Source organism: Microbulbifer sp. NBRC 101763, assembly GCF_040371615.1.
Lineage (GTDB): Bacteria > Pseudomonadota > Gammaproteobacteria > Pseudomonadales > Cellvibrionaceae > Microbulbifer > Microbulbifer variabilis.
In genome coordinates this window covers 61,145-74,755 of record NZ_BAABQV010000008.1, presented here as the reverse complement: position 1 = coordinate 74,755, position 13,611 = coordinate 61,145, and the positions used below count along the sequence as shown (strand labels likewise).

General features: G+C 47.6%; 12 protein-coding genes. 6 read left to right on the top strand and 6 right to left on the bottom strand.

The window, feature by feature from the left end; all coding sequences use genetic code 11:
* Nucleotides 1–277: 277 nt before the first annotated feature.
* Entirely contained in the window at nucleotides 278–985 is a 708-nt protein-coding gene (locus tag ABWV76_RS19025) for a TetR/AcrR family transcriptional regulator (protein ID WP_020411909.1), read from the top strand.
* A 77-nt stretch (nucleotides 986–1,062) separates the two neighbouring features.
* Here the strand turns inward: ABWV76_RS19025 and ABWV76_RS19020 are convergent, their stop codons facing one another.
* Both ABWV76_RS19020 and ABWV76_RS19015 read right to left on the bottom strand, forming a co-directional pair.
* On the bottom strand, nucleotides 1,063–2,217 hold the full coding sequence (locus tag ABWV76_RS19020) for an SO2930 family diheme c-type cytochrome (RefSeq protein WP_020411908.1): 1,155 nt from the start codon (nucleotides 2,215–2,217) through the stop codon (nucleotides 1,063–1,065).
* Nucleotides 2,210–3,487, bottom strand: coding sequence for a parallel beta-helix domain-containing protein (locus ABWV76_RS19015; RefSeq protein WP_353377048.1), 1,278 nt, complete (start codon nucleotides 3,485–3,487; stop codon nucleotides 2,210–2,212). The genes ABWV76_RS19020 and ABWV76_RS19015 overlap by 8 nt, the downstream gene beginning before the upstream one ends.
* A gap of 275 nt (nucleotides 3,488–3,762) precedes the next feature.
* Between ABWV76_RS19015 and ABWV76_RS19010 the strand changes: the two genes are divergently transcribed.
* Entirely contained in the window at nucleotides 3,763–4,245 is a 483-nt protein-coding gene (locus ABWV76_RS19010) for a hypothetical protein (RefSeq protein ID WP_353376978.1), read from the top strand.
* Between the two features lie 14 nt (nucleotides 4,246–4,259).
* On the opposite strand, the gene ABWV76_RS19005 is transcribed toward ABWV76_RS19010, so the two are convergent.
* The 3 genes from ABWV76_RS19005 to ABWV76_RS18995 all read right to left on the bottom strand — a co-directional run bounded on the left by ABWV76_RS19005 (nucleotide 4,260) and on the right by ABWV76_RS18995 (nucleotide 7,406).
* Nucleotides 4,260–5,195, bottom strand: a complete 936-nt coding sequence (locus tag ABWV76_RS19005) for an alpha/beta hydrolase (protein WP_353376977.1) — start codon at nucleotides 5,193–5,195, stop codon at nucleotides 4,260–4,262.
* 185 nt (nucleotides 5,196–5,380) lie between these two features.
* Nucleotides 5,381–5,977: a Yip1 family protein gene (locus ABWV76_RS19000; RefSeq protein WP_020411904.1), complete on the bottom strand. Its 597-nt coding sequence runs from the start codon at nucleotides 5,975–5,977 to the stop codon at nucleotides 5,381–5,383.
* Nucleotides 5,978–6,341: 364 nt separating this feature from the next.
* Nucleotides 6,342–7,406: a branched-chain amino acid aminotransferase gene (locus ABWV76_RS18995; RefSeq protein WP_020411903.1), complete on the bottom strand. Its 1,065-nt coding sequence runs from the start codon at nucleotides 7,404–7,406 to the stop codon at nucleotides 6,342–6,344.
* 550 nt (nucleotides 7,407–7,956) lie between these two features.
* On the opposite strand from ABWV76_RS18995, the gene ABWV76_RS18990 reads away from it, so the two are divergent.
* Complete coding sequence (locus ABWV76_RS18990; RefSeq protein ID WP_353376976.1) at nucleotides 7,957–9,309, top strand: energy transducer TonB; 1,353 nt, start codon at nucleotides 7,957–7,959, stop codon at nucleotides 9,307–9,309.
* Nucleotides 9,310–9,671: 362 nt separating this feature from the next.
* On the opposite strand, the gene ABWV76_RS18985 is transcribed toward ABWV76_RS18990, so the two are convergent.
* Entirely contained in the window at nucleotides 9,672–9,896 is a 225-nt protein-coding gene (locus ABWV76_RS18985; protein ID WP_157533339.1) for a hypothetical protein, read from the bottom strand.
* Here ABWV76_RS18985 and ABWV76_RS18980 point away from each other — a divergent pair.
* The 3 genes from ABWV76_RS18980 to ABWV76_RS18970 all read left to right on the top strand — a co-directional run bounded on the left by ABWV76_RS18980 (nucleotide 9,874) and on the right by ABWV76_RS18970 (nucleotide 13,530).
* Nucleotides 9,874–10,638 carry a hypothetical protein gene (locus ABWV76_RS18980; RefSeq protein ID WP_353376975.1) on the top strand — a complete coding sequence of 255 codons (765 nt, stop codon included), beginning with the start codon at nucleotides 9,874–9,876 and terminating at the stop codon, nucleotides 10,636–10,638. The genes ABWV76_RS18985 and ABWV76_RS18980 overlap by 23 nt on opposite strands.
* Before the next feature lie 17 nt (nucleotides 10,639–10,655).
* Complete coding sequence (locus tag ABWV76_RS18975) at nucleotides 10,656–11,882, top strand: hypothetical protein (RefSeq protein ID WP_282951664.1); 1,227 nt, start codon at nucleotides 10,656–10,658, stop codon at nucleotides 11,880–11,882.
* Between the two features lie 97 nt (nucleotides 11,883–11,979).
* On the top strand, nucleotides 11,980–13,530 hold the full coding sequence (locus ABWV76_RS18970) for a tetratricopeptide repeat protein (protein ID WP_353376974.1): 1,551 nt from the start codon (nucleotides 11,980–11,982) through the stop codon (nucleotides 13,528–13,530).
* Nucleotides 13,531–13,611 lie beyond the last annotated feature (81 nt).

The window sequence follows — 13,611 nt, the reverse complement described above, 5'->3', positions numbered from 1 at the left end:
TAAAGGGCATATTTCATTTATTCTTCTAAATAAAATATTCATATTTGGCGTATTTATTTTCCTTTGATAGATTAATAGACAGCTATCTGTCACCAAAAGCCCAAAAATATACACCTTTGCTAAAACACTGGAAATAAAGCCCTTTTTCAGTGCAATACCGGTGTAATCGAATGTAATAGCATTATTGTCTCTTTTTGAATTCGTTTGGCTAGAATGGCACGACCGACCAGCTTGAGAGTGCTATCGGTGCCAACGCAATAAGAACAGGGATACTGCTATGACTGTAGACAATGGAAAGTCTGATTTGGTCTACCACGGCCGCCGCGCTCAGCGCGCCGACAGCCGCCTGCGCCGCAAGGCAATCCTTGAGGCCACCCTGCGACTGATCGTAAAGGAAGGTATTCGCGGTATTCGTCACCGCGCTGTAGCCCGGGAAGCAAGTGTACCCCTGGCTGCCACTACCTACTACTTTAAAGACCTCAATGACCTTATCAGCGACTCATTTACATATTTCGTCGAACAGGGACTAGAGAGTACGCGCCAACTTCAGGAAGAAAGCTTCAGCGCTGCCCGTAACCTTTCAGCACAAGAACGCGCCTCGAACAGTAGCCGCAAATTATTAGTCCAACAGCTAACCCGTTTTGTGCTGACCCATGTCCGAAGCCAAGCTGAGGACAAGGACCGGCGCCTTATAGAGCTAGCATTTCGCAATGAAGCACTGCGGAATGAGCAGCTGACACGAGCAGTACGCATGTCAAACCATGCACGGGAATCCCTGATGCAGGAATTCTTCCACCTGCTTGGCCTCACAGACCCCGAAGCTGCAGCTCAGATCGCCCATGGCACAATTCTAAAGCTAGAGTATGAAATACTGAGTGGCACTATTGCCCTCGACTCACCACTACTCGAGCGTACGGTAACCATGATGGTCCACGGGCTGATTCCCGCCGCCACTCCGGTTACTGAAGCCGCAGCATACGGTTAAAATGGGGTTCGGAAAAGGTACGGTGCCCTCAGGCACTGTACCCATTATTCTGAACTAGCCCCGTCTTTTAGAAGGGTTTATGTGCAAGTACCCGGCATAGCCGCAACCCACTGGCGCAGCAGCTCCACCCCCTCCTCATGCACCAAACTGCGACCCAGTTCCGGCATCATCGCACCGGGATCAACAGACTCAATTCTGAAATTCAAAATGGAGTGATCCGGTTCACCCGGCACTATGGCAAATAAGCGCTCGCCACTGCCAGTTCCCGCCGCCACTGGTGGCTTGCACAAGCCCAACTTACGCAAGTCTGTCTCACTATGATTTAGCATTAAACCAGAAGTATCGGCCGCGCCAGCAGGGTTATGGCAATGACCACAATTGATATCAAGATAGGCCCTGGCTCGCTCATTCAGCGTTACACTGTTATCCATAAATTTGGCTAAGCTGGGCAGTTCAATAGTCTTGGGAACATCACGAAGATAACCAATCTTTTGCCAGTGCTTCAGCTGATTTTCTGTACCACTGAGGTAGGGGTAATCTCGATTGAGGTGTCTGGCCCTTGGGCCGAGAGGTGAAATTTTCTTGCCGGTGAAATTATCTGCATGGCATCCAGCACACTGATTAGCATCAGGCACCACATAGGTAAATTCTGTAATATCTCCCGTTGCCGTTTTTAGCTTAAGTCGACTGGCATCACCAGCAATTTCAAATACCGCTTCTGTCTGTGATTCATTCCAAATATAGGGAATCGCCTGCCAGCCACTCTCACGCCTCACTAGCAACCGGGTTTCCATCAGACGCACCCGCTGCATATCCAGGGCCTCACCCATACGGCCTTCAGCATAGTCATGCTCGAAATTATCAGTGCGCAGTACTGTCTCGTTTTCGCCCCTTGGATAGTAAAATGTTTTGGTTAAAACTGTGCCAACAGGGTAGTCAAACTGCTCATCGCCATATCGGGCCGAAACACCATCAGGCATCCACACTGTACGCAACTTATGGGCATAATCAGTAAATAGTCCTGTGTTGAGATCATAGGGCACCACTCCGATATTTGGCGTTAATACACCATCGAGAATATTTACCAGGTTCCAATCACTCAGTCGTTCCGGAATCGCATTTTCAGCAAACACGACCACTTGAGGGCGAGATTTATCACAGCCTGCTATAGTGGACAGCATCATTCCTGGAAGCAGGATAAAGGCACTTGCCCAGGATATCCAACTATTCATTTCTACCCTCTAATACTGCCAGATGATTATCTGTCTTCTGATCCTCTACGGGCTGCTCAAACTCCAGGACAATTTGGGGTAATTTCTCAAGCTGGCATTTATGTGCGGAAATATCGGTAGAGATATTTTGATAGCCATTGAGGAAATCCACATTGAGAATACCAGCTTCTGCATTATCAATGCATAATTTCAAGTGATCCGGCAGGGCTCCATCAACTGTTTTCTCTTGATTGACAACCCCGTCCCAAAGTACATCGGGAATGCTTCCACTCAGTCCAAATCGAGCCAATTTCAAGGCTTTCAATTCCAGGTGGTCCGGTGAAGTGCCCCCACCAGAAAACTGGTTATCATAGATATAAATTCCTTCAGGATATGGGTCGAAATCTTCCTGTGTGGATTTGTCGCTATAATAACCCGCCGTAAAGTAGCTACTCACTACTATATTAGCGGTATCGTTATCTGCTATCTCATTCTCAAATATCTCAACATTATCATTGGAGTTAATTACAATACCTGACCCTGCAGGAACTGCAGCTACTGGCGTACCTTCATGACCAAAATTTGATGTATTGTTTTTAAAAATTTTATTATTGAAAATACGGGTGCTATGCCCAGGCTGAGGAAGGTTTGGCATATTAAAAACCAAGACTCCACCCGTATTGTTAGTTGCCACATTTCCGTATACATCAGCGCCGATCGTGTTTTCAATTTCAATCCCAGCCACATTGAATTCGGCACGATTATTACGCACTATGACATTTCTCGACTGCCCTACGTAAATACCCGCATCGGATGCCCCTATAGCAACTGAACTCTCCACCAGGGTATTTTTAGTTTGAACAGGATATATGCCGTAAGCTCCATTCTCAGTGGCTGGCCCATTTGTCCACTCAACACGTATATTGCGAATCACTATGTTCTCGCCTTCATTTACTTTTAAGGCATCACCGATTGTGTCTTCAATGGCAAGATTTTCGATAGTGAAATTACTTGCATTCACCAGTAATCCTTCAGCCCCCTGAATCTGCCCTTTAAACGAGAGAATAGATTTATCCATACCCGCACCGCGTATCGTGACGCCATCCACATTCAAGGATAAGCTGCGGTTAATTTGAAACTCTCCTTCGGGAATTAACACCACATCCCCCGGTTTTGCGGATATCAGCTGCCTGAGTAGTTGCTTCTGAAAATCATGGCTAGCTTTTACGTCGGGAGCGTCATTTTGTACCCGCTTGTCTTTGTCACCAGGCGAGCAAGCTGTGGAAGCCATTAGTGCCAAAACCACTCCCACACAGATTGATGTTTTCATGATACGTCCTTTATTTGAATTATTATCGGTAGCAATTAGTGGCAATCTATAAAAATAGGCACGAATGTACCAATTAGGTTGCGCAAAAAACCCTCTTACATAGCTTTACCGATACTATCCAACCAGTGCCTCTGCATCAAGACACTATTATTAATGAACCGGAAAACAATACCGACTCGGCATTAGCAAATTATCCGTCACTTACACTTTAAAATTGGCCCAGGAAAGCTAAAGCGATGAAAATCTTAAAGCCAGCCTTGATTTCCATCAGCTTATTGGCGGAGAGCACTCTCGCCGAGCAGTCACTTAAAGTAGTGATCATGACACCTGATGGAGAAACATTTCAAACAAAACAAATATTGGAAAATCGACTCACAGAAAGCACTCCCGTAATATCTATAAGGGCAATAATGAAAGAGTATCAAGCGATACGGTGCAACGGCCCATGGGGTGCAATTAAGTACAAGGTGATGCTATCAAGCGGTCCAGGCATAGAGATTTTCAAGAAGAATGATCGAGTATCCCTACAGTTTATCGAGTATTCAGTAATCAATAAAGATTTGACAGTAGCAAGTATGGGCATTCACTGTATTGATACCGAGCCAAAACAGATATTTAACACTATTGGAGAAATTGATCTTATGAGGAACATAGAAAAGCAAGAGGAACTGGAGCTAAGCAACGGCTACATTTTAAAATATCATTACACTCCAAAATAAAACAATACAAGTAATTAACCATTTAGAAACTTACCAGTCTGAAAATAAGTTTCTTGACATTCATCTCTTACTAAGTCCTCCATGTTTAAGAAGCCATGTATCATATCTGGAAAGTGGAAATTTTCTGAACGAACCCCAGTATTTTTTATAGACTTATAATAAAGCACCCCCTCATCTCGCAAGGGGCAAAACCCTGCCGTTATAACTAGGGTATCCGGCAACCCTCCGGAGAAATCCATATGTAATGGAGATGCTGACTTTCTACATTGGCCATCCTTAAAGTATTGCTCAGAAAACCAGATGCATTTATCGCGTTCGACATAATAGCCCACACCATTTTCCTTATATGACGCACACCTAGCTGTATAATCAACACAGGGATAGACCAGAACTTGTTTGGAAATAGTAATACCTAGATCATATTGGGCGAGATGCGAAACTGATGCAGACAGGGCTCCACCTGCAGAGTCTCCAGCAACAGATAAACTTTTTTGATAATTGACTTTTCTTTTATCCAAAACCGTCCATATCCCACGAGCGACAGCACACGAATCGACCATTGCAGCGGGATATGGATTTTCGGGAGCCAGCCGATACTCTGGTGCCACCAAAATATGCTGCGTCGCGAGGGAAAATTTCCGGCATATCGGATCATAGTTTTCTACACTTCCCACAACATGACCACCACCATGGAAATATAAAAGTACAGGCAACTTCTTCTCTGGTGCAGGATTATATACCCTGACAGGCACGTTATAGCCAGTGGAATAGACTACTTCATCAAATATGTAGTCCACTTCTGGAATATCAGAAATGTAACTCCTGATCATATTTCCAGACATCTCACGAGAATTAATTACACTAAACTTGAACCCCTGAGCTGCTTGCGCAGCCATACTCTCGTTGAGTTGATCCAGAAAAGGGATCAGTTTCGCATTTACCTTTCGCAACAGGCTGTCCTCTCAGGTAAATCACAAAGCAATCATCAACATTATAAGTAGTCTCCATACATAAAGGCTACCTGATTAACTGATAGAAAATAATTAAGAATCTATAAATATAATTATTTTGTCTACTAAAAGCAGCCAGCTTAGAATTAACAAGTAAACTGGCTATTTGAAGAATAATTGTGATATCAGTGGAAAACTGGCTCGGAGACATAGCTCCAGAAAAGTACAGTTCCCACCATAATCAACACAGCCATTACCAGAGAGACAGTAATAATGGCACTGGCAAAAAGAAACCCGCGCTCTTCCGAGACACCCATAACAATGGGAATTCCCAAATATAACAAATAAACGGCATAGGCAACTGCAACGGTAGCCAAAAGAATATCTAACCATAGCAAAGGGTATATACCGGCGACACCGACTAAAAAGATTGGTGTTGCAGTAAATCCTGCGATAACAACGCCCTTCAATGGGTGTGTTTCAGCTCCATAGGTCTTGGCCATCCAATGAATGAAGTAGCCAATCGCAACAACAGTCAATACCATAGTGCAGTAAAAAACCGCAACCAACTCCAGTGCACTCTGACCTGTAATTCTGACCGGTTCACCGCCACCAATACTCCAACCCACCTGAGTGGTGCCAAAATACCACGCCGCTGCTGGAAGCAACGCCAAAATAATCACGTAGGGCAACTGACTGCGTAATTTCTTTTCAGGGAGGCTACTGATCAGTTCCCACTGCCTGCGGGGCTGTATCATAAGGCCGAACATATGGATCAACATTCCGTTTTCCTCACGCTCTGTAAGGAACTCTAAGTGCGACCTATTTGCTCAATTTGATCTTGAAACTGCTGGTCAAAATGAGGTGTACCACTAAAAGGCCATCCTCGAAGCTCCAGTTCATTTCTTCTTCTATCGACTTACTTTTAGGAGCTTAAGTCGTTCAAGTCAACAATAAGGAAGGAATTGGCGGAAATGCTTACATGAGCGTTTCTAGGAGAAACATTTAACCCACCGAAAATGATACAAAACAACCCGGGAGGATAATTATCTGTATAAATAAAAGAGAGACAAATAAGTGGATATAGCCATATCAGAGGTAGCTGGCGAATTAACTCAGCCAGCTACCTGGAGGGACATTCCAGCCTCAGAAACTGACCGCCTGAATAGCGCACATCCAACCAAAACGATCCTCCTCTCGCCCTTCCTGAATATCAAGGAGCGCCTGACGCAGGTGCTGGGCCACAGGACCAGGTGCCTGAGGAAGTTTGTAGGTACCACTTTCATCACCTATCACGCTTATAGGGCTGATAATCGCAGCGGTGCCACAGGCAAATGTTTCAGAGCAGACGCCCGAGGCGACCTGCCCTAGTAATTCATCAATATGAATTGCACCCTCAATTACTTTGTATCCGAGGTCCCTAGCCAATTCAATCAGACTAAAACGGGTAATCCCCTCTAGAATGGAGCCATTAAGCGCCGGAGTGTGAAGCTCGCCGTCGATTACCGCGAAGAAATTCATACCAGACAACTCATCCACACTACTGCGGTCGTCTGGGTTAAGCCATAGTGACTGGTCAAAGCCACGCTCTTTTAAGCGACCAATACTAAGCAAGGAGCCTGCGTAGTTACCACCGACCTTTGCATCCCCAGTGCCCCCTACTGCAGCTCTGGCGTCTTCTCGCTCTACCCAAAGTCGCATATTACCGGAGTGGTAAGCCTCTGAAGGGCTAGCGATCACATAAAACTCATAGGAGGTGCTCGCAGATACCGTTAGGTCTGCCTGGGTACCCATCAGAAAGGGACGCAAGTAGAGGGATTCTCCACTGTTACCAGGTACTAAATTTGCGCAGTAAGCAGCGACAGTGCGCACACCATCCATGAACAGAGACTCAGGCACTGGAGGCATACATAGGCGCTTGGCTGAATAAGACATGCGCTCTGCATTTTTTTCAGGGCGGAAAAGGGCAATACCCTGCGACGTACGGTAAGCTTTCATCCCCTCAAAGCACGACTGAGCGTAATGCAATACCTTAGCTGCCGGGTCAACAGATAGTGGTGCGTAGGGGACCAACTCACCACTGCTCCAGCAACCATCCTGACAGACAGCACGAAACATTACTGGCGCCATTACTGCCCCAAAACCCAGCCTCTCAGGCATTTCATATCCACGCAGGCTCGGGGCTACGTCAGGGTCGATATAGATGCTCACCAGCTCTCTCCTCTCATTCCAATTGGCTGATTATGGCGCCTGTTGCGCTGCAATCCAAATATGTCACCCGAGGGTTGATCAGATACAGCTAATAGCCCCTAAAAAAACGCAAAAATTTAGGATAAAAATCCACTAAGCAGTTCGTATTACTTGCCCCACAGTGTCAGATACGGCATCCCCCCGGCAATATCAACTGTCGCCCAAACAAGCACAATAAACTTTTGGCACCTGCTTACCGACCTTGAGTTCTGCTATTTCTCCCGGCCTGCTAAACCAAAAGGGTGGTCGCAGGCATGCCGGCAAATCGATAGCCGGTTGGTTGAAGTCTCCGTCACAATCCCTCTGATGACAGATTGTGCTGGCTATACTGTTTAATACGCAGCCAGGAGCGCAAAGATAAGCATCCGGCTGCGTCTTCCCCGAGGCCCCAAGAGCGAACTCACCGCCGGCCCTCGTGTTGAAGCAGAACCACATTTCAGGAGAGAGCTTCCACTCAACGACCTTTGGGGTCCACAGGTGGAAACGAGACCCACATACCCTGCGTGAGGCCATGGCTTTTTTCGCAGTTGTGGGTAATGAAAACCGGAATGGAAGTGGTTCAATCGTGACACAGATAGATACCAGCAAATCACTTGCTATCGGCTTGATGTTTACAGCCACAGCACTGCTGTGTAAAAGCGCCTTCGCTGCAGATGGCGTAACTGTGAGCCAGGATACTAATGCCCCTCCCAAGGCATTTATTGAGGCCGCCTCCAAACCCCTACAAAAAAATCGACGAAAACTTCGTCCTTCTGAGGCGGTAGAAAGCTACCGCGAACGAATTGAAGAACTTGAGGCACAACACGGTGCTTATGGCGCGGGAATTGATGAACAATTACTTGGGTTAGCCACAGCTTTGCAAAAAACTGGTGCACATAAAGAAGCCGCCAGTGAGTTCCGTCGTGCCATGCTGGTAAATAGGGTCAATGAAGGACTCTACTCCCTCAACCAGATCCCTATGATTGAGCGACTGATCGAAAGTCAGATTGCCCTCAATCAGTGGGAGGAAGCTAACGACAATCAACAGTACCTCTACTGGCTTTACGAAAAAAATTACGGTGAAAAAGATCCACGGATGTTACCCGTTATCAATAACCTGAGCCGCTGGCATCTACAGTCTTACATAGAAGAAAAAGGTGAGACTCTTGTTGAGCACCTGATCAATGCTACAAAACTTTATACCTTAGCGGTTGATATTATCACAAAGAATTTTGGTGCCAGTGATTTGCGCTTGGTAGACGCTCTACGCGGACTCAAAGCAACCAATTATTACTTGGCAACCTATAAGGGCGAACCACAGGCACCAGTTATCGTCAATACCAGCTTTGGCGCTGGTGGATCCAATGCCAGTCAACTTCACAAAGTAGATCACTACCGGACGAAGAGTTTTAACACCGGTAAAAAAGCCATAACCCGTATCGTCGACGTTTACCAAAGAAATCCCCTATCCCCACCGGCAGCTTCAGCCAAAGCAAAAGTAGAGCTAGGTGACTGGTACATGATGTTTAACAAGTGGCATTCGGCTCGCCAGACATATGGCGAAGCCTATCAGGCACTATGGGACAATGGCGCCTCCAATGACGAAATAGAGGATATTTTTGGGCGTCCTGTCGCCCTGCCAGCACTTCCAATACTGGACTCCGACAGTAAGGCCCTAGCCAACTCCCACATCACTGTTTCATACGACGTTACCGCTTTCGGAAAAGCACGCAATATTAAGGTGTTGAGAGCCTACCCATCGGACAAGGTGCGCATTCGTTCCAAAGTCCGCAACATATTAAAGCGCGCCAAGTTTCGCCCTCGCTTTGAGGACGGCGAAGCAGTAGAAACCCGCGGCATAGTGCAACGATTCGTCTTTGATTGAGGATTTTTGCTGCAAAGCACTTTTAAAGCGGTGTGGTAAACGCGCAAATAATCAAATAACAACTATTTTTAAGATTCCACACCGTTTACTTATCGGACTGGCAGATTACGTAGACTGTTCACCGACCCGCCTGCCCGGGCACATATCAAATATTTTAGGAGAAAGCAGATGACAATTCGGAAAGCGCTTCGAAAAGGTCATTGCCAGTGTATTGGCTGGCATACTCTGCTCTCCGTTGCCTTATTGACCTCAGCGATGGTCGGCTGTAAGAGCCAACAGACACAATCGCAACCGCCAGCAATGCCATCAATGCCCTCTGCCAGTTCTCAGTCTCAATCGCAGCCACAGTCGCAATCGCAGTCTCAGAGCAGTTCTTCGTCCAGCAGCAGTTCACAGAGCTCCAGCCAGTCGCAGACCGCCAGCAGTAGCAGCGGCCAGCCACGTAGCAACTCTTCTAGCCAGCCCAGTATGAGCATGCCCGGTGCGGAAAGAAACTCCCAGAGTAACAGCAGTACGGCACCGGGAGAGGAACAGGCTTCCCGCCAGAGTTCAGCTGGAGATTCTATGCCGGAATCTGATTCCCGCAATCGCTCCACACCGGTTTATAGTGATTCAAAGCAATCACAAAGGGATCAAAGTAATCCGCCAGACCCCTCCTCTGGAGAGGAAGGCACTCCTCCAGACGAAATCGATTTTTCCGAGGAGGATCAAACCGCTTCATCTTCCAGCGCCTCCAGTAGCAGTTCTTCCAGCAGTGCATCTTCCAGCAGTAGTAGTGCCAATAGCGCTAATGCCGGGCAACCAGGCGATAGTGCATCAAGGGCGGGAAGCGCACCCAACGAAGCCCCGACATCGGCTGCGGAGCAGGTTGCGGAACTGGAGGGCCGCTTTGAATCCACCATGGTGAGTTACGACGGCATGATCCTGCGCGAACGTGATTACGTGCGTAATAGGCCTGGCTCGGCCTCCGCTGAAAGTGACGAGGACGCCATGGATGAAGCGCCGCCAGGGGAATCCCTGGAAGACCTCATTGAATCAGCCGAAGCTGAAATCCCCGCACCACCAGGCAGTGGAGCACCAGCTGGAGGAGGACCGCAGCAAAATAACTCCAGTGGCCAGGTTACCGGACCCGGGCTGCCGACAAAAGGGCGACAGGGGGACTACAACCACAGCAGCTCACAGGCCGTAGTACCCGCAGATATACCCAGTGGTACAGATGACGATGTTGTAGCAAGGCAAATTCGTGAAGCAGCCACCCGGGAAACCGACCCCGAATTGCGGGAAAAGTTATGGGAAGAATACCGAAAGTATAAAAAAGCGACGAAGTAGTTACTAAGGATGCCTGTATGTCATTTTACAAGTCCACTTACAAAAGCGGCCACTCCCCGACATGCTTATTTACCATATTATTGTGGTCGGTAGTCGCATTAATTTTCACAGGCTGTACCACAACGGAAGTACGAACTACCGCATTTACGCCCCTTACTATTGAGGACAAAAATATTGCTGAAGAGCGATTACTCGACGTAGGCGTAATTCAGTTTGACCCAGGCCTAGAAACTACTGAGGCAGACGAAGATACCCTGGTATTTCCTGAATTGCGCCAGGCGGAGTCTCGCTTTATGGCCGTCACCTTGGCCGACTCATTGCAATCAAGCCTTGGCTGGGGAGCAGTTCGAGTTATCCCATCTGCACGCACCAATATAGATGTAACCGTCTCTGGCCGTATTCTCAAATCCGACGGCGAATCCCTGACAGTTGAAATTACTGTCGCTGACTCCCGAGGCCAGCTCTGGTTTACAAAAGAGTACAGTGAAAACGCCTCGCATTATGCCTACGATCGCAAGCACCCTACGGAGGGGGATGCTTTCCAAGGCATCTACAACCGTATTGCCAACGACATGCTGCAGTACCGGCAAAAACTATCAAATCAGCAAATTGTCGAGCTTCGCACTATTTCCGAAATGCGCTTTGCCCGCAGCTTCTCCCCTGAAGCCTTCGACCGCTACCTGCACCAAAGCGAAAGTGGTATCTACTATCTAAGTGCCCTACCCGCAGAAAATGATCCGATGCTAGCAAGGGTGCGCAAAATTCGTGAGCGGGACTACCTGTTTGTCGATACCCTACAGGAGTATTACGGCACATTCGCAAAAACCATGGAGGTGCCCTATCAGGAATGGCGTGCGCGCAGTTACGAGGAGGTTCGGGAGATGCGCGAATTAAAGCGTAAGGCCCGTAATCACACCATTATGGGTGCCGCAGCCATTATCGGCGGAATTGCTGCCGCAGGAGCTGGAGGTGGCAGCGCCCAAGCTGCGGGCCAGGTCGGTATCGGCGCAGGTGGTTACCTGATAAAGAGCGCCTTTGATCGCCGTGCTGATGCCAAGATGCACTTAGAGGCACTGCAGGAGCTGGGTGACTCAATGGAGGCCGAAGTTGAGCCACAAATCGTAGAGCTTGAGGATCGTACTGTGACTCTTACCGGTTCAGTAGAAAACCAATATCGGCAATGGCGCGAAATTCTGAAGGAAATATACGATGCTGAGACGGGCTCATCCAGTAACAGTATCTAGCATCACAAGTGTTACTAACTGAGGTAAATCAAAGCGCTTTTCCACTCTTTTCACCCAACATCTTCACTGGGACCACGAATAACTAGGCGGAAATACTATGCAGCACCGCGATAATGCCAAGGAAGATATAGCACCAATCGAGCCAGCCAATTTTACCTTTGGCGGTGAGGAGGCTCATTCTCCCAAGGCAACCAACACCAATAAGGGAAAACCTAAAAAAGAAAGGTTTTATGGACCCATAGTAATTGGTGCAGCCATGCTCAGCGGTCTCATTGGCGTCTTTTGGGGGCTTCCCCAGGTGGTGGAAAAACCTCCGTTACGTAGCCTGCAAATAAGCTCCCCCCCAACTAATAACATCTCGGAAAATGTTGCCCAAGCATCTCCTTATACAGATGCCGAAATTATGCAGCAACGCCGGGAGGTCCAGAAAATTCTGCAGGATATTCTCGCCCTCAAGGAAGAATTAAAGGAGCGAAAAGTAGAGCTATGGGCATATGAAGAATTCTATGCGGCAGAAGATCTGGCCCTCAAGGCCGACAGCCTCTACCGCAAACGACAATTTATGCCCGCTTTGGAGAAATATCAGGAATCATTGCAGGCACTAGAAGTATTACGTGACGGTATACCCGAGCGTATTGAAATACATCTTGCTGAAGGCGAAAGAGCGCTAGAAAGTGGGGACCTGGATTCTGCAACAGAAGCTTTCAAACTTACCCTTATAATTTCCGAGAAGCACCCCAGGGGATTAAGAGGGTTAGAGCGCACCGATAAGCTTCCGCTGGCTTGGTGGAAATTCACAGAAGGGAAAAGTGCCTATCTGGATTCAGACTTAGATCTTGCCAAGAAATCTTTAAGGGAATCTCTTTCTTCTGATCCACAAACAAAGCCTGCAAAAAAATTATTGGCAAAAGTAGAACAGGAAATCACCGAACGCGACTACAAAAATGCCATGTCCGCAGGGTATGCCGCTATTGCTGATAAAAAATTTGACTCAGCAAAGAAACACTTCAACCAAGCCAGTAAGTTGAAGCCTGAAGCCAAGGCCCCAGGTATAGGCCTTAAGCAGGCAAAAAATGGGGCCGAGCAGGCCAAGATCGAAGAACTTCTCACTCACGCGCGCGACCAGGAAAAGCAGGAAAACTGGCACAAAGCCCTGCAGAGTTACACTACCTTAGTAAAAAAAGACGCTAGTTTAGTGGCTGCTGTGACAGGGAAAGCCCGCGCCACGGCCAGGGCTCAACTGGATGATCAAATGCAGGATCTCCTTAAAGATCCTCTGACTTTAGGCGAAGGAAAGCGTAATCATTTTGCCAGAAAAGTACTCAGTGATGCGCGGAAACTCAATAGCCAAACACCACGTTTGGCACAACAGATCGAAGATCTTGAAGATGCACTCACTAAAGCACTAATCCCCATGCCCGTACGTTTTAAGTCCGACCGTAGTACCAGTGTCACGATTTATCATGTGGGAAGGCTGGGCTATTTTGATCAGCGAGAAATTGCCTTAAAGCCCGGCCGTTATACAGCCATCGGTACCCGAGACGGCTATCGGGATGTGCGTCGGGAGTTTATCGTCAAGCCAGGGAAACCTGTCACAGAAGTTGTCATACAATGTGCGGAAAAAATTAACGGCGCTAATAACAGCTAATTACAAGAACCTCTATTGCCTCGAAAAATCAAAAAAACAGGTCTTTTCGCAGTGGGGCCGTGCCTGATTTAGAGCGCCTGA